The organism is Rosettibacter primus, assembly GCF_036860675.1.
Classification (GTDB): Bacteria; Bacteroidota; Ignavibacteria; order Ignavibacteriales; family Melioribacteraceae; genus Rosettibacter; species Rosettibacter primus.
Genome location: NZ_JAYKGK010000005.1, coordinates 173,610 through 196,783, shown reverse-complemented (window position 1 = coordinate 196,783; position 23,174 = coordinate 173,610). Strand labels below are relative to the sequence as shown.

The following is a 23,174-nucleotide window of genomic DNA, read 5'->3' as shown; positions in this document are numbered from 1 at the left end:
TGGATTAAATTATGTTATGCTTACAATAATATTATTGACTATTTTTGGAGTGAAAATATTTATTGCGAGATTATAAAGAACATTACATGATTTACACTTCTAAAAAACATTTTCTAATTCCTATAATCCTAATTACTATTCTAACATTTTTTCTGTTAAATTTATTAATAAAACCAAACTTAACAATCAAAACATTAAGTGAAGTATTTCCTAAAGAAAAATGGCTGTTAATTAGAGGTACAAATGGTCAATTAATTTCGAACATGATTGATTATGAAAGTGGCTTAACTGTTCAATATAATCTTAATCAATTTGAGCGTGGTGAGTTCATTTCTTTGAAATATTTTTTTAATCCTAAAGAAAAGAAATTCTTTAATAAAGGAGATACTATTTTATCAATCTATTCAAGTGAAGTTGAAGATAGATTAGTAACTGTCGAAGGAGAATTAAATATTGCAAAAGCAAATTTAATTTCACAAAGCACAGGGCAGAAGGAAGCTTTAATTAAAGAAGCACAAAGTAGATTAAATTATGTAGATGAAAAAATAAATGAACAAAGAATTTTATTTAATAGAAGTAAATCTTTATACGACAAATATTTAATATCACAACAGGATTATGAAACACAAAAATGGATTCTTGACTTACTTGAAATAGAAAAAAAAATTTATAAAGCACAACTTGAAAATATTTCTACAGGAGTAAAATTAGAAGATATAAAATTGCTTAAGTCCCAGATTTCTGCACTTGAATCAAGATTGAACTTTCTTAAAAAAAGAAAAAATGATTTAACAATAACCTCGCCCATTTCAGGAGCTCTTCTAAATGCTTTTTCTCAAGATACATTGATGACCTTGATTAATGATAGAGAAGTAATTCTTCACACACCTGTAAAAATTTCTGACCTGCAGTTTTTAAAAAATGGAAATACAATTAAGCTTCAAATTGATAGTAATTATTATGAGGGACAAATAGTTTTCATAAATAAAGAGATAAAATTAATTAATAATCAACAGGTTGTTTTTATTTCAATTAAATTAGATAATAGAAATGGAAAGCTTTTGTCTGGCATGGTACTTGAAACTTTATTACAAATAAAAGAAATATCTTTAATTGAATACATTCAAAGATTGCTGAGTTCATAAAATGCCAAGAGTTGAATTTAAATATCTTGTCCCGCTGAAATTAAAAGAAGAATTGAAAGAAGATATATTGCCATATCTTCGATATGATTATTATTCCGAAAAAAGACCATTAAAACAATATACTGTAAGAAGTATTTATCTGGATACTCCGGAACTAACAACGTATTACGAAAAATTATCTGGTATTAAAATTCGTAATAAATTTAGAATTAGAGGATATAATGAATTAACAGAAGATGTAAAAGTATTTATAGAAATAAAAAGAAAAAATGAAAATTATGTTTCAAAAGATAGAGTTCCGATTCTTTATTCTGATTTGAATGATTTTTTAAATTACTTTGATTTATCCAGAATTGGAAATCATACAATTGAATACGAGAGACGAATTGAAGCTGCAAAGAATTTTTTCTTCTATTATACCAATAATAAATTAAAACCAATAATCAATGTTATTTATGAAAGAGAAGCATTTGAGTGCAAATATGGTTCAGGCTTAAGACTTACTTTTGATATGAACTTAAGAAGTTTTTTGACACATACTTTTAATGCTTTATTTAATAATGATGAATCAGAGCTAATTTTTCCTGAGCATTTTATTCTGGAGATAAAATATTTTAAAACATTACCAATTTGGATACCAAGAGTTATTAATAAATATAATTTAAGGAAAGAAGCAATTTCAAAATATGCTTTATCAATTGATAATCATTTAAAAAACAAAATTAACATACATTCTGTTTGAGAGAGAGGAATGCTTGAAAATTTACAATCTGTAAGTGTTTTTTCACCAACACTTGCAGAAATAATAAGCAATATTTTAATTAGCCTGATATGCAGTTTTATTATATCATTAATTTATCGATTCACATATAAAGGTCCTGGTTATTCAGAAAGTTTTGTTCATTCGATAATTTATTTGTCTGTTATTACATCTGTTGTTATAATGGTAATTGGTAATAATCTTGCCCGTGCTTTTGGATTGGTTGGCGCGTTATCAATAATTCGTTTTAGAACGGCAATTAAAGATACTGTTGATATAGTTTATATTTTTTTGGGATTAGCTATTGGAATGGCAGCTGGGGTTGGTTATCATAAATTAGCAATTGTTGGCACACTAATGATTGGAGTTATTCTAATTTTATTTTCAAAGGCAAACTTCAAGTTCTTTCTTTCTAATCAATATATGCTTCAATTTTCTTATTCAAATGAAGAGCCATTAGGAGAAAAATTTTCTGAAATACTTTTGAAATATTGCAGAAGTTATGAGACAATTAATATTCGTTCAACACCAGAGGGAATAATTGAATATACATTTTATCTTCTAGTAAGAAAAAATATTGACAGTAAATTGATAATTGATGAACTTCAGAAAATAAAGGGTTTGCAAAAATTGAATTTGTATTTTGATAGACATAATTCATAAAAAATTGTAGAACCAAATCAAATTTTGTAAAAGTCTTGTGTGCAAAAAAAATAAATAGGTATATGAACACAGACGACACAGATTAGACAGATGACCGCCAGATAAAATCTGAGAAAATCTTGTTTTATCAGTGTAATCGGTGTGCTAAAAAATTATGGACACAAGATGTTGTGAAAAATAATATGCGGGAAATAGTTTCACGAAGATAAACGCAAATTATTGCAGATGACAGCAGATAGAACCAGCATAAATCTGCGAGAAACAAAAAACACATCGATGCCACAGTTTATTTAATAAGCATCATTTTTTTAGTGATAATTTTATTCTCAAATTTTAGTTGATAAAAATATATTCCGCTAACAAATTCATTCATTGATAAATTGACAGTGTATTTCCCTGCATATTGAAATTTATTTGCCAATACCTTTATTTCTCTTCCTAAGATATCATAAACACAAAGCTTAACCACTCCATCTTTTGGAAGTTCATACACAACTTTTGTAGACATATTAAAAGGATTTGGATAATTTTGATAAAGTTCAAAGTCAAATTTTATAGAGTTTGTAAAATCATTAACTGAAGTTGGCAAATCATCTTTTCCTGGTGAGCCATGAAGTGAATATGATTTTCTCCAGTATGCAGGGTTATTCATATTTCCTGATGAATTTATTTCATTTGCAACAAGGGAGTAACCCTGTCCATCGGCTTCAACAGACCAGGGATAAACATCATCATAAGTAACAGAAAAAATTGTATCATTTGCTGCTGATAAAAGTGTTAAAGTTTCGCCGCCGTTATCTAATTTTCCCTTGTATTCATCATAAGGATAAAAACCATAACGATTATTAAATTCCTTTCGATTGGAAGCTAATACAATAAACTTATTTGGTTCTATTACAGAGTTGGAAGGAAAAGTGTAATTTATCCCGGAAGAAAAATAAGCATTTGATAAATTGATTGGTGCAGTGCCAATATTTTTTAGTTCGATAAATTCATATTCATCATCATTAATTGTATCGTTATCAATAGGATGATAATGTATTTCAGTTAATTTAAGATTACTAAAATTATTGTCAGCAAACAATGTAAGTTCATGAAGAGCACTCCATGTTGTGCCGTCTAATATTCGAGCTTTAATTACGGTTGTCGAGTTTATTTCTAATTCTGCTTCGTTGCCCCCATCAATTGCAGAGCCTGATACATTTCCACCAATTAATCTTGGATCGCTTCCGTCGAGTGTATATTTAATCGTTCCTTTTGAATTATTTGAGTTCAACAATTTTATTTTATAATTGGGTTTTACAGTTAAATAAGTTGAAGTAATTTCATTGTTATTATTTTTGAAAATAGGCGGATTAATATTAGGATATAGATTTGCAGCTTTTAATTGATTTAATACTATATTGGTGCGATAAGGAAAATAATTATTTACAATGTCATTAATAGCCCATTGCCAATCATCTTTTGTGTATGATGGTGTTCGAGTTGTATTTCCCCACCTTGCAGATTCTGCAATTATTGCCATTTCAATTTCTTTAGCACGTACAAGAAATAAATCAGTTGCCTTTTGAGGAGTCATACATCCTTCATTAAAAAAATGTTTATAAACATGATCAGAAAAACGAGTTCGATACTCTTTGTTGCTTGTAAGTTTATAATGAAGCCATTGGGGATGAAATCCACCAAGACTTGTTACATTCATATTTATCGATACACGGTTTTCATAAAGACCAATGCCAGGTCCTTCACCAGCTGTTGTTCTTAATATATGTTCTGCATCATGAATTAAAAATTTAAAGCCAGATTCACCATTGCGATTATAAATGCAGAAAAAGTTATTAGGCAAATTATCGCCGCCAAACTTAGAAGTGGGACTGTCAAAATTTCCGGTATAAAAAATGTTCAACATGAAATCGATGAGGTTATCAACATCAACTAAAACTTTGTATGATGGATTTCGACTGTCGTCGGGATTTCTGCCGAGCAATTTAAAATAATTTTCATTAGCACTAAAACCTTTCAAACACATTTTCCATATTTCTTCGTATGCATCCATATTTCCATCGGTAGCTTCAACTTGATGATTGTTGTCCCCTGGTTTTATTACATCATAATCTTCTTCTTTTCCTCCAAGATAACTTTCAGCAAAGTTTGCTTCTGCTCTTTCTTGAGATTGATATAATCCCCAATACACACCATTAAAGTAAAGATGATAATATCTGCTGCGGGTATAAGGCTGGCCGGTTTCTCTTTGAAGGTCGCGTGAAAAAACATCTCGGTTCATTGTATTATATTGGCTTAAATGACCTGGATAACTCCATGAATAATTTTGGCTTGTTCGCAAATCAATTTTATCAAACTCTGCAGCACCTTCATCATCGAATAATGGATATTCTAATTTCCCTTTGCCGTATTCTTTTCTAAAAAATAATCGAAATGCATGTTTAGGATTATCTCCGTGACGACTCCATCCACCACGAATTCTAATCCCTGCATTAATTTGAAATCCTTTAGTTCCATCTGGATAAATTAACTCAATTGAAGCAGGTCTTTCCCAATCTATTCCATCCTGCATTGCATTCATGTAAATTCCAGTTTGTAGGTCAAATAAATTTGATAAATCGGTAACAATAGAAATAGTTGGAATTGATAAAAAAGCATCGTCAATTAAATCTTTGTATTTAGGATTATTAAGAACATCTGATGCTAATCCATAATCTATAAATTGTGGATTTGCCGAACGAGTAGGTTCCGGCCAATTGGGTCCAGGTTTTTTTCCTTCGGGTGATAGTTCTGCAATTTTGTTAATGAACAAATAAGTATGTGTAACAGTTTCACTAAAAGAATTATTGCGAAAACTATTAGCTCTTAGAACAACTCCAGGTGTTTTGCCGCGATTTCCTTCTGTACTTTCAGGGTCTATTCGAATAGTTACGGGAGAAATTTTAGTAATTGCAGTTGAAGAGGTTATGGGGTCTGAACCATCAAGTGTATATTTAATTTGTGTCCCGGATTCTGGAGAACTGACCACAACATCAAAACTTTTTTCATAAAATCCACGAGGAATTGAAAACTCTGGCTTTTTTGGTTGATTGATTTCTTGAGCTCTTAAAAATGAACTAATGATAAAATTTTCTGAAATCACTATTATGAAAAAAAGTACAAACCATATGCTTCTATATTTCATTTTCCACTCGAGTAATATTCTCTGTAACAATTTACAAAAATAAATCGCCTGCAACTAATTTCTTATTTACATTTTTTAGTCACAGGCGATTGGGGAGTGCATGAAAGTATTTTTTTATTGAATCAGATAATAGATCACATGATGATTTACTTACTGGCAATGATTGTGCCTGATTTTATAACTAAATTATTTATGAAATTTTATGCATAAGAATTTATAATTATATCAATCTGATAAAGTTTGTATTCGCATGATATATAAAACTGATAAAAATACTTTATGAAAAATTTTAGATGTAATAAATAAAATTTTCTATTTGATTTTTTAATTATTCATAAAGCACTAATCAAATGAAATATTTTATCAATTTGATTTAACTAATGTATTGTGGTTTTATCAATTTAAATAAGTTTCTCAATAGTTAATCGTTTTAGTCAACTAATTAAGCATGTCATTCCTGCTGGTATAATCATTGAAACCTATTTATAAGCTTTCGGGCAAAATTTAAGGGAAAATTTTTGTTAGAATTATCGATGACAGGATTTATTTTATTTATTTTTTATCCGCTTATACTCATCTCCTTAAGTGTTTACCTTTCTATAAGCAAGGAAATGAGTTCATCACGATATTTCTTTGCTGAGAAAAATATTAATTGGTTTATACTCGGTTTGTCTTTTCTGACTTCAGCATTAATAAGCCCTTATGCTCTTGGATATACTTTAGAAGGATTTTCTATAAAATTAGTTTTTCTTTATGGAATTATTTCATCAATACTATTTTACATCTTAGGCAAATTTATCATACCGGTTTATAGTAAATTAAAAATCAAAACAATCTCAGAATTTTTTGAGAGAATATATGGACGCTCATGCAGATACTTTATTTCACTTCTGTTAATTCTATCGAATGTTGGAATTAGATTGATTTTATCTTTGATTGCTGGTAGTATTTTAATTTCTACCCTTACAGAATTAGACCCCTACTTTTCACTTCTTTTCTTTTTAGTAATAACGAGTATATATTTAATAATTGGGGGCTTGAAAACAGAAATTATTGTAAGTGCCATTCATGTTTTATTTATTACTATAGTTACTGTTTATTTTACAATATGGCTTATCACACAAACTCAAACAAAATTTAACTTAAGTGAATTTATTGCATCAGCAGCACCCAAATTCAATCAATCATTAATTTCATTTGAAGCATTAATCAGCATTGCAATTATCGGATTCTGGTTTATATGTTCAGACCAGATTATAGTTCAAAAATCATTAAGTGCAAAAAATATCAATCAAGCGAAAAAATCTTCATTTGTCTCAATTATATTTCAATTCGTTCCAGTCTTAATTTTTTCTTTGCCACTATATTTAATTTTTGATGTCTGGAAAGATTATACTCATGAATATATACTTAAAAATTTTTTCAAAGGTATTGTACCAGAATTGCTTCAATCAAGTATAATTTTATCTCTTGTTTTTGCATTAACATCTACATTTGCCAATTTTTTCAATAGCACTTCAAGTTTAATAACATATGATTTTTATAAAACTATTAAGAAAGATACCTCAGATAGAGAACTTGTATTAGTCGGAAGAATAACAATTATAATTTTGCTTCTAGTTGCAATTTTACTAATTCCAGTATCAAAACCGAATAGTCTGCAACTTTATTTTAAATTAATTCACTTGCTTTTTTATATCTCAGCGATTGTATCTGCTTTCTTAATAATTGGATTATTAGCAGAAAGAATAAATGGAAGAACATCTTTTGTAATATTGTGTTTAAGTTCATTTTTAATCATTTATAAATTTATCAATGAATTATTTTATGAGAATGATAATAGTAGCGTAATACTCAAGTGGTTTACAGCTTTTAATTTTCTTCAGTTTACAATTATCATTTTTCTATTCTGTACAGCTGCTTTGTTTTTCCTCAATAAAATCAACTGGGGGTTGGTTTCCAATAAAATTCTTAAAAGCAAGCCTGATAAAAAAATATTGCTTGCTCTTCCAGTTTACTTGGCAATAATAGGATTCTTTGAAATAATAAGTATTTAGAAAGATAAATAAAAAGGAGTTTAAGAGATGAGATTAAAGAAATACAGAATATTGATAACAATAATAATAATTCTGATGTCTGTTCAAATTGTATTTCCTGGTACCACAGGAAAAATTACAGGACGAATAATTGATAAAGAAACAAAAGAACCTCTCGTTGGAGTAAATGTAGTAGTTAAAGGAACAACATTAGGTGCAACAACTGATTTGAATGGATATTATGTAATACTGCATGTTCCGCCGGGCAATCAGACAATTGTAGCAAGTATGGTGGGGTATGCTACAGTAACGGTTTCTGATATTGAAGTTCGTATAGATCAAACATCTACTGTAGATATTGAAATGGCTTCAGAAGCAATTGAACTTGGAAGCATTACTATTACAGCAGAAAGAAAATTAGTCAAACAAGATGTATCTACAAGTGTTGTAGCAGTTCGTCCAGATGAAATTCAAACTTTGCCTGTTACATCATTGAATGATGTAATTGGATTACAAGCTGGTATTGAAGAAGGTCTTGTAGTTAGAGGTGGTTCAGCTGACCAATTGCTTTTTCAACTTGATGGAGTAACTTTAAGAGACCCGAGAAATAATAAACCAATAGCATCAGTAGCCTTAAGTTCAATTCAAGAAGTATCAATTGAAAGAGGAGGATTTAATGCAGAGTATGGACAGGTTCGTTCAGGTATAATTAACATAATTGCAAGAGAGGGCAGCTTAACTAATTATTATGGAGCAATGCAGGTTAAATATAGCCCGCCAACTCCAAAACATTTTGGCATTTCAGTTTTTGACCCCAATTCGATGTGGAACAAACCATATCTTGACCCAGCAGTATGCTGGACAGGTACACAAAGTGGAGCTTGGGATTTGTATACACAAAGGCAATATCCGCGTTTTGAAGGCTGGAATGCAATATCCCAAAAATTGCTTAGTGATGATGACCCAACAAATGATTTATCACCGGCAGCTGCACAAAAAGTTTGGATGTGGGAAAGAAGAAGAAGACCAACCATTGCTCCAGATTATAATATAGATGGAAGTTTTGGAGGACCTGTACCATTAATAGGAAAATCACTTGGCAATCTGAGATTCTTTACAAGTTTTAGATATGAAAGAGAAATGTTATTGATACCGCTTAGTCGTCCTGACTATTTAGAATATAACTGGTCTCTAAAACTTAATTCAGATTTATCTCAGAATTCTAAGTTGATGATAAATGCTACTACTGGTAAATCTTATAATGTAGCGTTAAACAGGGATGATAATCAGTTTAATAATCCTCAATGGGGAATTAATGGGGTTCAGTTCTGGAATCCTACAGATTATATGAGAACTCCATATAAAATTGCTGAAATTACAAATGAACAAAGGCCAAGCAGAATTTTTACAGATTCCTGGTATAGTCAGGCCGTTGTTGGACATTTTACATTATCCGGTAAACTTACAAACTTTATTTCTTCTTCAACTTTTTATGAAATTAGTTTTGAACATGTTGCACGTCGTTATTTAACTGGACCAATCCGTCAAAGAGATACTACTAAAAAATATGAGATTGTTCCGGGATATTTTGTTGATGAAGCACCATTTGGTTTTGATAGTGCACCTAAGACTGGTTTGACAGGTATGTTCTTCGGTGGGCATTCTTCTACAATCAGAGATTCAAGTAAACTTTATTCTTATGTCGTTAAAGCAGATCTGAGCAGTCAAGTTACAAGAGAACATTTAATTAAAACAGGAATTGAATTTTCATACTATAATTTAAATCTGGATTATGGTTCAGTAAACTTATTTTTCAATGATATCAATTATGTAAAAGAAAGATGGAAACCATATCGTTTATCTGCTTATGTTCAGGATAAAATCGAAATGCTGGGATTTATTGCCAATGTAGGTGTCAGAATGGATTTGAGTAATCCCAATACAGAGTGGTATGATGTTGATCCATTCGATAAATCATTCTTCTCATCAAGTTATAATCCAAATAAAGATTATCCAAAAAAGAAAGCAAAAATTGATATTGCTTTAAGTCCACGCTTAGGTATATCTCACCCAATTACAGAGAATTCAAAATTGTATTTCAATTATGGTCATTTCAAACAAATTCCGGCATATGAAGAAATATTTAGAATTGGCAGAGCAGCATCAGGTAATATGTTAAATTATGGAGACCCAAATTTATCTCAAGCAAAAACAATTTCATATGAATTAGGTTATGACCATGTTCTTTTTGGGTCCTATCTGTTACAGATTGCTGCTTTTTATAATGATATAAGTAATCAACAAGCCTATACTCAATATGTTAGTGATAGAAAAGGAATTGGTTACTTTAGAGCGAATAACAATAGCTATGAAGATATTCGTGGTCTAGAAGTTTCTTTAAAGAAAACAGGAGGCAACTGGGTTCGTGGGTTTATTAATTACACCTATCAAGTTAATACAAGAGGAGCTTTCGGTAAACAAACTATAAATGAAGACCCAAGTCAGCAAAAATTAATTGACCAGAACACAATTATTTTATATCAACAAAAACCCGTTCCGCAACCTCGTGCAAATGCAAGTTTAACATTCTTTACACCAAAAGATTTTGGACCAGACTTTGCAGGTTTAAAACCTTTTGGAGATTTGACACTGAATATTTTAGCTGAATGGAGAGCTGGTGAGTTTATAACTTATAATCCTAACAACATTCGTGAAATTATTAATAATGTTCAGGTGACAGATTATTACAATGTTGATTTATTGTTGAGCAAAACTTTTGATATCAAGCAATTCAGAATAACATTATTACTTGATGTAAGAAATGTGTTTAATATAAAAAGATTATCTGGGGCAGGTTTTTATGATGGCTTTGACCAGATGTTCTATTTACAATCATTACATTTACCTGAAAGTCCTGCATATGATAACATTCCAGGAAATGACCGTGTAGGTGATTATCGCAAAGAAGGAGTTCCCTATCAACCAATTGAACAAATAGGAAACTTAGCTGATGTAAAAGACCCAAATCCTTCTGTGATTTATTATGATAAAACAAATAAAAAATATATGAACTTTGTAAATGGTGCTTGGTCCGAAGTTGACAGCGGAAGAATGAAAAAAATTCTTGATGATAAAGCATATATAGATATGCCTAATAATACTTCCTTCAACTTTTTGAATCCACGACAGGTATTCTTTGGTATTAATATTTCATTTAATCTATAAAAATTGAAAATCAGAGGTGATAGAGTTATGATAAAGAAAAATTTAGTTACTGCATTAATAAGATTGTCACTTTACATAGTATTCATGATGTTTTTTAATAAAGTGACATATGCACAAATTGAGGGTCCTCAACAACAGGAAGTTAAATGGCTTTCTACATCATCACTTCGTCATTGGATTTCCAGTGCAGGTGCCGAGGTAGAATATGGCAGAAGAGGCCGATCAGGTTTCCTCAATGTTGACCAGATGGATGGCTTAATATGGCCTTCTGAATACACACGAAATAAAGGTGTAAATGTTTCAAAGGCATTATGGATTGGCACAACAAATTTTACAGAAATGGTAGATAACTTGAAGGGTAAAACATTTCCTTATAAAGTTCTCTGTATTGGACCAAGAGAAATTTATCTTGGAAGTGATGTTTATTCAGAAGAATTTTCTCTAATAGGGAAATATGATCATCCTGCAGTTTATGTTGACGATGCAAGTGCTTCTTACAGAGATTATGATGACGAATTAGATAAAATTGACCCGGATTTACCATGCGACAGAATGATAGTAAATAAAGTTCATACAGATATTGGAATTACAATTTCAAGAAAAATTCTTTCATTTTCACAACAATATCACGATAACTATATCATATATGAATATGTTTTTAAGAATACAGGCATTGTAGTAGACAATTCTCAACCAACACCAAGATTGGTTAAAGTTGACCAGCCTAAAACATTAACAGATGTGATATTTTTCTGGGAATTTAGATATGCTTTTGCAGGTGAATCATATTTAAATGGCTGGGCACCAGGTTCAACATCATGGGGGAGAAATACAATTAATGATGCAATAGGTCATGACCCAAATCATCCTAACCCGGAAGGTTTTAAAGCAATATGGTCATATTATGGTCCTATGTCTGGCTCGCCAGGCATAGCTGAAGATATTGGATTGCCGCGGCATACAGATGGTTCTATTATGGCCGGGACAAATTTTGCTGGAGTAGTTGTATTGCACGCCGATAAATCACCACAAGATAAATCTAATGACCCCGATAAACTTATCACAACAATATATACTGGTTCTGACAGTCCTGTTCAACCTGCAGACCAATACAATGAAAATTTAATGACAAGAAAGTATAATGAATTTTTGAAAGGTGGGCATCCACCTAAAACTCATGCCGAAGAAATTGGAAAAGACCCTCAAACAGGCTGGCCTACTGCATTCGCAAATACTTGGGGCAGTGATGCTGGTGGTTATTCAGCTACATTAGGATTTGGTCCTTATAATATTGCACCAGGTGACAGTGTGAGAATTGTTATTGCTGAGGCTGTTGCTGGTATTGACAGAGTAAAAAATAGAGAAGTAGTTAATAAATGGTTTAATAGAACTCCACCTTATATTCTTCCAAATGGTACAGAGACCTCAGACCGTAATGTTTACAAAAATACATGGGTATTTACCGGCAAAGATTCTTTATTTCAAGCATTTAGAAGAGCAATAGCAAATTTCAAAAGTAATTACAATATACCACAACCACCTCCACCGCCAGACCAATTTTATGTTTACTCTGGTGGAGATAGAATAATACTTAAGTGGTCTAAGAGTGCAGAGACCTGGCCAAACTTTAACGGCTATAGAATTTATCGTGCAGAAGGCAGAACCGACACAACATTTTCATTGATCTTTGAATGTGATAAAAACAATGTTGTAAATACATTTGAAGATAAGACAGCAAAGCGCGGTTTCAATTACTTCTATTATATTCAAACTAAAGATGATGGCTCTACAAACAATATTCAACCAGGGGTCCCTCTCGTAAGCAGTAAATATTATACAATGACAAATCGAGAAGCATTTTTAACTCGTCCTCCAGGAAATAATCTTTCAGGAATCAGGATTGTTCCTAATCCTTACAATATTAGAGCAAGAGAACTTCAATTTGGTCTTGATACACCGGATCGAATTGCGTTCTATGGGCTTCCACCTAAATGCAAAATTAGAATCTATACAGAATCAGGAGATTTAATTGAAACTATCGACCATGTTAATGGAAGCGGTGATGAACTCTGGCATTCATTAACATCATCAAGACAACTTGTTGTCAGCGGATTGTATATTGCTCACTTTGAGGTCACAGAGGATATTTATGATGATTCGGGCAATATAATTTTTAGAAGAGGTGATAACACATACAAAAAGTTTATAGTTATAAGATGATTATAAAATTTTGAAGAGGAGAAATAATCGTGAGAAAATTATATTTAATACTTTTTAGTTTATTCATTACAACACTCTCTTTCGGCCAGGTAAAATTAGCTCAAACAGGCTTTAATTTTCTCAATGTCACTTCTGATGCTCGTTCAAGTGCAATGGGAGAGGCTGTAAATTCTTTTTCAGGATATTCTGGAGCATTGTTTCATAATCCGGCAAGTATGGCCGAAATGCCTAATTTCATCAGCTCTAATTTTAGTGTGAATAAGTGGATTGCGGATATACAGCATATTTCGGCAAGTATAATTATATCTCCTTTTTATGGAGATTATGGTGTAATTGGATTGAGTTTTCAATCAGTTGATTACGGTGAAGTAGAAGGGACAATCGTTGCCAATAATGAACAAGGTTATATTGATACAAAAATACTTAAACCATCAGCCTATGCAGTTGGTATTGGTTATGCGAAAATGTTAAATGATAAATTTGGAGTTGGTGCACAAATTAGGTATGCAGTTCAATCTTTAGGTGAAAGTATTGTTCCGGATGGAAATTCAACAAAGATAAAAGAAAATAAAGCCAAAGCAATTGCATATGATTTTGGCACTGTCTATAAAACTGGCTTTAAGAGCCTTGCATTTGGTATGTCAGTTCGAAATTTTTCTTCTGAAATAAAATTCGAAGAAGAAGGTTTTCAATTACCATTAATTTTTACAGTAGGTATCTCAGCCAATCTGTTTGATTTTGTTGACATTGGTACAAAAAATCAGTCGTTAATTATTACTCTCGATTCAACACATCCTCGTTCACATCCTGAACAGTTAAAGATTGGTATGGAATATAACTTCATGAATGTTTTTTCACTTCGTGGTGGTTATATCTTTGGCAACTATGAAAATAATGTATCATTTGGAGTGGGAATTTCTTCGTTCGGCATCCAGTTCGATTATGCTTATACACCATTTGGGGTATTTAATAATGTTCAAAGATTTACAGCACGTTTTTCATTGTAAATAGAAGGTGAAATCATGAAAAGAAAATTTTTTATCAAATATCTAACTATATTTTTTGTTTTATCATTTGTATTTGCCTGCACCAAGTACGAGGAACCGAGCTTAATAAATGACCCGAATAAAACATATTCAAAAAGCCCTGTTGTAACAGGAGTTATTCCTAAAGATTCTGCTATTGCTGGTGTTCGTGAAATTATTATTGCAGGAAGTGATTTTGCGACTGGCGGAGGCGATACAACATGGGTTTATATAGGTGGAAAACCGGCTAAGATTAAAAATATTTCTTCTGATAGAATTGTAATTTATAGACCTGCTTTAGCAGATGATAAATATGGCAAACCTATTCATATAAGTGTCCTTAATCCTAATGCACTTGGTACTGCAAAAATTATTAATTATAAATTAGAACAACCTGTAATTCGCTATGGTAATTTCAGTAACTATATTTATAATTTATTTGCTGTAGAAGTTGATAAGCAAGAAAATTTATTTATCGCAACACGCCGATATGTACTTAAATTCGATGGAAGGGAAATTACTCAGTCACCTCAATTAAGCAACGACTTTGCAAGAATTACTGACCTGAAATTTGGACCCGGAGGATATCTCTATATTCCAATTGATAAAACAGATATTCACCGCATGGATGTTTCTGCATGGAAAACTGAAAAATATGTAACTCTACCAAACGTAACCTCAAGATTAGATTTTGATGATAAAGGGAATTTATACACTGCAAAAGCAAATGGAATTTATGTAGTCAATCCTGATAAAAATATAATTACTACACAAAAGCTTAACGGAATTACAATTGTTGAATTGCGAGTTTACAATGGTTTTGTTTATGCAGCAAGTTCATCAGCACTTTATAAAATTCCAATCATTGATTCAAAAGGTAACCTTGGCGAAGTACAATTAATAATTGATATTAAAAGTTATCCAGAATTCAGTAATTGTGATATAAGTTCATTTACAATAAGCAATGATGGTTCAATATATCTATGCTTAAAAAATCATCCAAGTTACTCAATCTTTGTTTTAGAAAAGGATAATACAATAACGCCATTCTATGTAGACAATATTTTACCTCAAAGAGTTGATCAAATTATTTGGGGTAATAGCAGGTTTGTTTACTTAAATCGAGGTACTCTCTTAAAAGATTCTGTTAGAGTTTACAAAATGGGAATGGATAGAAATGGAGCACCTTATTTAGGAAGATAAAATTAATTAATGAAAAGTGTTAAGAAATTAATCTTTTATTCAAAATCCTGAATTAAAAAAATAATCAAAAACAATAGGGAGGTTATTTTATGTTAATCAAAAAACTATTACAATTATTTGTTCTTATAGTTTTCACTGCGGGAATTTTACATGCACAGAATGGTCAGCTTGCAAAAGTTAAAGGCGGCTGGCTTTATGAAATTCCTAAAACAACAATCGCACCTGTAATTGATGGCAAACAGGATGCAGTATGGAAAACTCTTGATTGGAATTTACAGACCTCATACGGCAATGGAGAAAAATTGCCAGATAGCTGGGCAGATTTATTTGGTGCTTCTAAATTAATGTGGGATGATGATAATCTATATGGTCTTTTCTACGCTCAAGATGATATCATTGTCGATGTGCATAATAATTCATGGGAAAGAGATGCAATAGAGTTTTATACTGATGCAGATAATAGTAAAGGTGCAAGCTATGATAATAAAGATGACATTCATCTTGCATTCCGTCATGAATTTATTGATAATGAAGCAGCCAATGTTCAGAACAAAAATATTAATGCTGCAGGATTAACAAAATTTGATGGAATTGAATTTAAAATTCTGGATGACACAACATCAATGGGAGGATACTGGCTTGAGTTTAAAATCCCATTAGAAAATCTTTTAATTCCTCCTGTAGCAGGAACATTAATTGGTATTGAATGGCAGCAAAATGACAATGACGGTGACCATCGTGAACACATAAGTAAATGGTGGTTACAACAAGGCGATAACTCATGGTTAGAACCAAGACTGTTTGGAACTGCAGTACTCAGTGATAGAGTTGTAAGTGATAAATTTGAAATTCAAAAATTACCTGCAGGCACTACAATTACAATAGATGGTGAATTGGACGAAATTTATTCTCAACTTAATAATATCACTCAAAACTCACATGGCAATGGAGAAAAATTCCCTGATGATTTACACGATGCATTTGTAAGAACTTATCTAGCTTATGATGATGAAAATATTTATGGAATTTGCATTGCATATGATGATGTCATTATTGATGTTCATAACAATAGCTGGGAAAGAGATGCTGTTGAATTATATTTCGATGCAGATAATAGTAAAGGTGCAAGCTATGATAATAAAGATGATATTCATCTTGCATTCCGTCATGAATTTATTGGTAATGAAGCCGGGAATCTAAATAACATAAACGCAGCAGGACTGAAAAAATTTGATGGAATTGAATTCAAGATTGTTGATACCGACTTAGGTTATAATGTAGAATTTAAAATTCCATTAGAGAATTTATTAATCCCGGCTGTTGAAGGCACTGTGATTGGTCTTGAAGTTCAACAGAACGATAATGATGGAGACCATCGTGAATCAATTAATAAATGGTGGCTGGAAAATGGTGATAATTCATGGCTCGAACCTAGATTATTTGGAACTGCAGTTCTTGGGGCTCCATTAGTAGTAGGTGTGCAAGAAAAATCTCACCCAATTGTTACAGATTACAGACTCGAACAAAATTATCCCAATCCATTTAACCCGACTACACAGATTACATTTTCAATCCCAAAGACAGAAAAAGTAAAACTTGCAGTTTATGATATTTTAGGTAATCAAGTAGCTGAATTAGTAAACGAAACAAAAGATGCAGGAACTTACACAGTTAAATTTAATGCTCAAAATCTTTCAAGTGGTGTTTATTTCTATCAACTTAATGCTGGCAATATAACTGTTGCTAGAAAGATGATGCTTCTCAAATAATTAGTTATTGATGCATACTTGTCTGTGCCTGTTGCCAAAAGCAAAGGCACAGACTTTTTTTATATTAATTTTTCAATCTTTGGAGTATTCAACATGCACCTTCATATTATTGATATCACAATCATACTGCTTTATTTAACAACGACAATTTTTATAGGATTTTATATTTCAAAAAGAGCTTCTAAGGATATACATAATTATTTTCTTGGAGGTAATCGCCTTCCCTGGTGGATGCTTGGAGTATCAGATGCATCAGGTATGTTTGATATTGCAGGAACAATGCTTATAGTTTACTGGCTTTCTGTTTATGGATTAAAAAGTATGTGGATTCCTTGGATATGGCCTGTCTTTAATCAAATATTTTTGATGGTTTATTTATCACCGTGGTTGAGAAGATCTAATGTAATGACTGGAGCTGAATGGATTAAAACAAGGTTTGGCACAGATAAAGGAGCTACCCTTTCACATTTTATTGTAGTGATTTATGCTTTAATTAGTGTAATCGGATTTTTATCATATGGTTTTAAAGGTATTGGAAAATTTGCTGCTGCATTTTTGCCGCCTATAATTACAAATCCAGAAACATTGGTTCAATACCCTCAAATAAATGCTAATCTCTATGCACTAATTTTAATGGGATTAACAACTCTGTATGTTGTTAAAGGCGGGATGATGAGTGTTGTTGCAACAGAAGTTTTGCAATACTGCATTCTTTCAGTATCTGCTATAGCAATTGGAATTATTGCAATGTATCATGTTTCTCCTGAAATGATTAATAGTGTAATCCCAGAAGGCTGGAAAAGTATGGCTTTTGGATGGAATCTGGGATTGGATTGGTCAACTGTAAATTCTGCTGTGGCTACAAAAGTAAAAGCTTTCAATAACTGGATAGCAAATGATGGTTACTCGCTCTTTGGATTATTTTTTGGCATGATGTTATTTAAAGGATTTTTTGTTGCTGCTGCTGGACCAGCACCAAATTATGACATGCAACGAATACTTTCTACAAGAAGTCCTAAAGAAGCAGCAAAGATGAATTCACTTGTCAGTGTTGTGCTTAACCCAACTCGATATTTTATGGCAGCTGGATTAACAGTACTTGCTTTAACAAATTTTGATTCATTATATAAAAGTTCAATTACAAGTCCTGACTTTGAGGCAATCTTGCCGGAAGTTTTAGCTAATTATGTTCCTGCAGGATTACTTGGCCTTTTAATGGCTGGATTCATAGCTGCATTCATGAGCAACTTTGCTGCAACAGTAAATGCTGCACCAGCTTACATTGTTAATGATATTTATAAACGTTATATTAAGCCAAATGCAGAACCCAAAAAGTATGTAAAAATGAGCTACCTTGCTTCGCTTGGAGTTGTTATAGTTGGTATTAGCATTGGATTTTTTGTTGAATCAATAAATCAAATTGCACTTTGGATAGTCGCATCGCTGTGGGGTGGTTATACTGCTGCTAATGTTTTGAAATGGTACTGGTGGCGATTTAATGGATATGGTTATTTCTGGGGAATGGTTGCAGGTATGTCAACATCTTTAATTTTATTATTACTGGAAAAAATTGGATTAATTACATTCATAAATAATTGGCCCTTGCCTGCCAATCCGAGTATGAACTCATTCCCGATTATATTTTTTAATTCAATAGTTGGATGTGTAGTAGCAACATTATTGACTAAACCTGAAGATGATACAGTATTGATGAAATTTTATCATAATGTTCGTCCATGGGGTTTTTGGAAACCAATTTATGAAAAAGTAAAAAAGATAGATCCGCAATTCGAAGCAAATAAAAATTTCAAACGTGATATGTTCAATATCCTTGTTGGAATGGCATGGCAAATTACATTGATGTGTACCCCAGTATTTTTGGTTATACGTGAATTCAAATCTATGTTAATTAGTTTGTCTGTTCTATTAATAACTTCTTTGATATTAAAACTAAACTGGTGGAATAAACTTGAAGAAAATTATGGTCAGCAACATACTGAATTAATTATACCAGCTATCGAACCTGCTTTGGTTGAAGAAAAATAAAATTTTGAATAGTGAATTAATTTATAGTTACCCGGCAATTCAGCGGGAAATCTGCATAAATCAGTGAAATCTGTGAGAGATAAAAAAACATGCAGATAATTATTTATTATTCTTTTACTTAAGTTTGTTAAATAAAATTTTTTATAAGAAATGTAAATGGTGATGATATGAATATTTCAAAAGAAAAATTTTCAACCCAAAATTATTTGTCACATAATTTTACATTAAAAAAATCTTTTTTAATAATTTTTCTGATAATAATTCTTTCAATGAATTTATATCCACAAACCTCAAAGACAATTGTAGATAAATTTGGTCAAATTCGTGTTGAAGAAAATAAAATTCTGGATAAAGATGGTAATCCTTTGATATTAAGAGGAATGAGTTTATTCTGGAGTCAATTAATGGGGAAATATTATAATTATGATTGCATCAAATGGCTGCGTGATGATTGGAATTGCACTGTGGTTAGAGCATCGATGGGAATTGAAGAAGCAGATGGAAAGATGGGATACATTGAAAATCCAGAAATTGAATTTGAGAAAGTTAAAAATGTAATAGAAGCATGCATTGATTTAGGTATTTATGTGATTGTTGATTGGCACGACCATAATGCTCATAAACATCCTGAACTTGCAATTAAATTTTTCAAACAAATAGCTGAACTATACGGCGATAAACCGAATTTGATTTATGAAATTTATAATGAACCAATGAAAGTATCCTGGAAAGATGATGTAAAACCTTATGCTGAAGCTGTTATTAAAAGTATTCGAGAAATTGATTCAGACAATCTTATAATTGTTGGCACTACTACTTGGTCGCAGGATGTTGATATTGCTTCAGAAGACCCGCTTAATTTCGACAATATTGCATATGCACTCCATTTTTATTCAGCAAGTCATAAACAAGAATTAAGGGACAAAGCCAAAAAAGCTCTTGATAATGGGATTGCAATTTTTGTAAGTGAATTTGGAACTTGCGAATATACTGGTAGCGGTTATCTCGATTATGAAGAAGTAGAAAAATGGATAAACTTTATGGAAGAAAATAAATTGAGCTGGTGCAATTGGTCTATTGCCGATAAAAAGGAAACATCAGCAGCATTAAAAGTTGATAATAAACCAAATGGTAATTGGGAAGAATCAGACCTTACTGAATCTGGATTGTTAATTAGGAACAAAATAAAATCACTGAACAAACCAATTTTTGATTCCTTAATAGATTAAAAAATAATTTTAATACAGGAGTAAAAATGAAATACGGATATTTTGATGATAATCAAAAAGAATATGTAATTAATAGACCAGATACTCCATTGCCGTGGATTAATTATTTAGGAACAGAAAATTTTTTTGGTATAATTTCAAACACTGCAGGCGGATATTGTTTTTATAAAGATGCTCGAAAATTGCGTTTAACTCGCTATCGTTATAATAATATTCCAATGGACAGCAATGGTCGTTATTTGTATATCAAAGATGGTGATGTTGTTTGGAATCCAATGTGGAAGCCAATGCGTGTTGCACTCGATAAGTATGAATGTCGTCATGGTTTGGCATATACAAAAATTACAGGACAAAAAAACGAACTCGAAGTTTCAGTTCTATATTTTGTTCCAATTGGATATAGGAATGAAGTTTGGCATGTGAAATTAACAAATCATTCTAAATCAATTAAGAAAATTAGAATGTGGAGCTTTATTGAATGGTGCCTATGGGAAGCTTATGATGATATGACAAACTTTCAAAGGAATTATTCAACAGGTCAGGTTGAAATTGAAGATGGAACAATTTTTCATATAACTGAATATCGAGAACGAAGAAATCATTACGGCTTTTTTGCATGCAGTGAAAAAGTTTCAGGTTATGACAGCAGCAGAGATGCATTTGTTGGTTTGCATTATGGATTAGAATCACCTTTAGCAGTTTTAGAAGGAAATTGTAAAAATAGTACAGCATATGGTTGGGTTCCAATTGGAGTTCATCAAATCGATTTAGAAATTCAACCTGGGGAATCAAAAGATGTTAATTTCATTTTAGGTTATGCAGAAAATCCAGATGAGAAAAAATATCTAAACAATGGAAAAATCAGAAAAGATGAATTTGAAGAAGTAAAATCAAAATTCTTAAATACATCGAATGTATTAGCCGCATTCGATTCATTAAAAAATTATTGGGAAGATTTATTATCATCTTATAAAACTGATACACCAGACGTAATTGTAAATCGAATGGTGAATATCTGGAATCAATATCAATGCATGGTTACATTTAATATGTCGCGCTCGGCTTCGTTATTTGAATCTGGAATTGGAAGAGGAATGGGATACCGCGACAGTAATCAGGATATACTTGGATTTGTGCATATGATTCCATCGAGAGCACGACAGCGAATTTTAGATTTAGCTTCCACGCAACTCTCTGATGGAACCTGCTATCATCAATATCAACCATTGACGAAAAAAGGAAATACAGAAATTGGCGGCGGATTTAATGATGATCCACTTTGGTTGATTTTATCTACTGCAGCTTACATCAAAGAAACAGGCGACATTAGTATATTGAATGAAAAATGCGGCTACGCAGATGTTCAAAATTCAAATGCAACATTGTTAGACCATTTACATTTATCATTAAAGTATACTTTGAACAATCGCGGACCACATGGTTTGCCGTTAATTGGTCATGCTGATTGGAATGATTGCCTTAATCTAAATTGTTTTTCCACAACACCTGGTGAAAGCTTTCAAACAGCTGGACATATAGAAAATGACAGAGTAGCAGAATCTGTTATGATTGCAGGATTGTTTTGCAAAGCATGCAGTGAAATGGCAGGGATACTAAAATTCATAGGGAAAACTGATGAAGCTAATGAATATCTAACACACGCAGAGAACATGAAAAAAACAATTTATGAACACGGCTGGGACGGTGAATGGTTTCTTAGAGCTTATGATGCATTCAGCAGAAAAATTGGTTCGAAAGAAAATGAAGAAGGAAAAATTTTTATTGAAAGCCAGGGTTGGTGCGTTTTAGGCGGAGTTGGATTAGAAAATGGTTATGCACTTAAAGCTCTAAACAGCGTTAAAAAATATCTTGCAACTCCAAATGGAATTATACTTCAGCAGCCAGCATATTCAAAATATTATGTTTATTTAGGTGAGGTTAGTTCTTATCCTCCAGGATATAAAGAAAATGCCGGAATATTTACACACAATAATACCTGGATTCAAATTGCAGAAACAATACTTGGAAGAGGTGACCAGGCAATGGAATATTATAAAAGTATTTGTCCACCAACCAAAGAAGAACAAATTGAAATTTATAGAGCAGAACCTTATGTCTACAGCCAAATGACTGCAGGAAAAGATGCTCCTACTTATGGTGAAGGAAAAAATTCATGGTTAACTGGAACAGCTGCATGGTCTTTTGTGGCAATCTCTCAATATATTCTTGGCATTCGTCCCGATTTTGATGGTTTAATTGTTGACCCATGTATTCCAGCAAATTGGGAAAAATTTTCTGTAACAAGAAAATATCGAAATAGTATTTATCAAATAACAATTTCTAATCCGGATAAAATTAATAAAGGTGTAAAGAGTTTATATCTTGATGGTAAGTTGATGAGTGGAAATAAAATTCCCGACTTAAATGATGGTAAAACACATAAAGTTGAAGTTGTGTTAGGATAGTGATTAATTAAAATTCTTGAATCGTTATAATTTTGTCACATTAAAGACTGTTTCATTGGTATGCAAAGTCTAATAATATTAAAATTAAAAGGTGTAATTATTTCCATAGACAATGTTTACAAAACTGAATAGAAAAGGGAGAAATGAAGAATCTCATTTGAAAGAATAAAGAATGATAAACAAAAATTAAGGGTAAAAAAA

13 protein-coding genes are annotated in these 23,174 nt (G+C 31.7%); 12 read left to right on the top strand and 1 reads right to left on the bottom strand.

The annotated features are described in order from the left end of the window. The first annotated feature begins 62 nt into the window (after window positions 1-62). The 3 genes from VJY32_RS08400 to VJY32_RS08390 are packed head-to-tail and all read left to right on the top strand — an operon-like array spanning window position 63 to window position 2,568. The gene (locus VJY32_RS08400; protein WP_353677465.1) at window positions 63-1,145 is read left to right on the top strand and encodes an HlyD family secretion protein; all 1,083 of its coding nucleotides are present in this window, start codon (window positions 63-65) and stop codon (window positions 1,143-1,145) included. 1 nt (window position 1,146) lies between these two features. Then, window positions 1,147-1,887 carry a VTC domain-containing protein gene (locus VJY32_RS08395; RefSeq protein ID WP_353677464.1) on the top strand — a complete coding sequence of 247 codons (741 nt, stop codon included), beginning with the start codon at window positions 1,147-1,149 and terminating at the stop codon, window positions 1,885-1,887. A gap of 9 nt (window positions 1,888-1,896) precedes the next feature. Beyond that, window positions 1,897-2,568: a DUF4956 domain-containing protein gene (locus tag VJY32_RS08390; protein WP_353677463.1), complete on the top strand. Its 672-nt coding sequence runs from the start codon at window positions 1,897-1,899 to the stop codon at window positions 2,566-2,568. A 286-nt stretch (window positions 2,569-2,854) separates the two neighbouring features. Here VJY32_RS08390 and VJY32_RS08385 read toward each other — a convergent pair whose 3' ends face one another. Further along, window positions 2,855-5,755 carry a CotH kinase family protein gene (locus VJY32_RS08385; RefSeq protein ID WP_353677462.1) on the bottom strand — a complete coding sequence of 967 codons (2,901 nt, stop codon included), beginning with the start codon at window positions 5,753-5,755 and terminating at the stop codon, window positions 2,855-2,857. Between the two features lie 518 nt (window positions 5,756-6,273). On the opposite strand from VJY32_RS08385, the gene VJY32_RS08380 reads away from it, so the two are divergent. From VJY32_RS08380 to VJY32_RS08340, 9 genes are all read left to right on the top strand, one after another. Continuing rightward, complete coding sequence (locus tag VJY32_RS08380; protein ID WP_353677461.1) at window positions 6,274-7,812, top strand: sodium:solute symporter family transporter; 1,539 nt, start codon at window positions 6,274-6,276, stop codon at window positions 7,810-7,812. Between the two features lie 27 nt (window positions 7,813-7,839). Then, on the top strand, window positions 7,840-11,016 hold the full coding sequence (locus VJY32_RS08375) for a TonB-dependent receptor (RefSeq protein WP_353677460.1): 3,177 nt from the start codon (window positions 7,840-7,842) through the stop codon (window positions 11,014-11,016). A gap of 27 nt (window positions 11,017-11,043) precedes the next feature. Then, window positions 11,044-13,236 carry a hypothetical protein gene (locus tag VJY32_RS08370; RefSeq protein ID WP_353677459.1) on the top strand — a complete coding sequence of 731 codons (2,193 nt, stop codon included), beginning with the start codon at window positions 11,044-11,046 and terminating at the stop codon, window positions 13,234-13,236. A gap of 29 nt (window positions 13,237-13,265) precedes the next feature. After that, entirely contained in the window at window positions 13,266-14,243 is a 978-nt protein-coding gene (locus VJY32_RS08365; protein ID WP_353677458.1) for a PorV/PorQ family protein, read from the top strand. Window positions 14,244-14,258: 15 nt separating this feature from the next. After that, on the top strand, window positions 14,259-15,464 hold the full coding sequence (locus VJY32_RS08360) for an IPT/TIG domain-containing protein (RefSeq protein ID WP_353677457.1): 1,206 nt from the start codon (window positions 14,259-14,261) through the stop codon (window positions 15,462-15,464). A gap of 89 nt (window positions 15,465-15,553) precedes the next feature. Next, complete coding sequence (locus VJY32_RS08355; RefSeq protein ID WP_353677456.1) at window positions 15,554-17,233, top strand: T9SS type A sorting domain-containing protein; 1,680 nt, start codon at window positions 15,554-15,556, stop codon at window positions 17,231-17,233. A gap of 93 nt (window positions 17,234-17,326) precedes the next feature. Further along, window positions 17,327-19,279 (top strand): sodium:solute symporter family protein, encoded by a 1,953-nt coding sequence (locus tag VJY32_RS08350; RefSeq protein ID WP_353677455.1) that lies wholly within the window; start codon window positions 17,327-17,329, stop codon window positions 19,277-19,279. A gap of 167 nt (window positions 19,280-19,446) precedes the next feature. Further along, window positions 19,447-20,508 (top strand): glycoside hydrolase family 5 protein, encoded by a 1,062-nt coding sequence (locus VJY32_RS08345; RefSeq protein WP_353677454.1) that lies wholly within the window; start codon window positions 19,447-19,449, stop codon window positions 20,506-20,508. Between the two features lie 26 nt (window positions 20,509-20,534). After that, a complete protein-coding gene (locus tag VJY32_RS08340) occupies window positions 20,535-22,973 on the top strand; it encodes a glycoside hydrolase family 94 protein (protein ID WP_353677453.1) in 2,439 nt (812 codons plus the stop codon). Window positions 22,974-23,174: the final 201 nt, after the last annotated feature.

Excerpts from the sequence above, each read along its gene's own strand:
- VJY32_RS08355 (WP_353677456.1), top strand. The coding sequence starts at position 15,554 with ATGTTAATCAAAAAACTATTACAATTATTTGTTCTTATAGTTTTCACT.
- VJY32_RS08385 (WP_353677462.1), bottom strand. The coding sequence starts at position 5,755 with ATGAAATATAGAAGCATATGGTTTGTACTTTTTTTCATAATAGTGATT.
- VJY32_RS08360 (WP_353677457.1), top strand. The coding sequence starts at position 14,259 with ATGAAAAGAAAATTTTTTATCAAATATCTAACTATATTTTTTGTTTTA.
- VJY32_RS08370 (WP_353677459.1), top strand. The coding sequence starts at position 11,044 with ATGATAAAGAAAAATTTAGTTACTGCATTAATAAGATTGTCACTTTAC.
- VJY32_RS08345 (WP_353677454.1), top strand. The coding sequence starts at position 19,447 with ATGAATATTTCAAAAGAAAAATTTTCAACCCAAAATTATTTGTCACAT.
- VJY32_RS08375 (WP_353677460.1), top strand. The coding sequence starts at position 7,840 with ATGAGATTAAAGAAATACAGAATATTGATAACAATAATAATAATTCTG.
- VJY32_RS08390 (WP_353677463.1), top strand. The coding sequence starts at position 1,897 with ATGCTTGAAAATTTACAATCTGTAAGTGTTTTTTCACCAACACTTGCA.
- VJY32_RS08350 (WP_353677455.1), top strand. The coding sequence starts at position 17,327 with ATGCACCTTCATATTATTGATATCACAATCATACTGCTTTATTTAACA.
- VJY32_RS08340 (WP_353677453.1), top strand. The coding sequence starts at position 20,535 with ATGAAATACGGATATTTTGATGATAATCAAAAAGAATATGTAATTAAT.
- VJY32_RS08395 (WP_353677464.1), top strand. The coding sequence starts at position 1,147 with ATGCCAAGAGTTGAATTTAAATATCTTGTCCCGCTGAAATTAAAAGAA.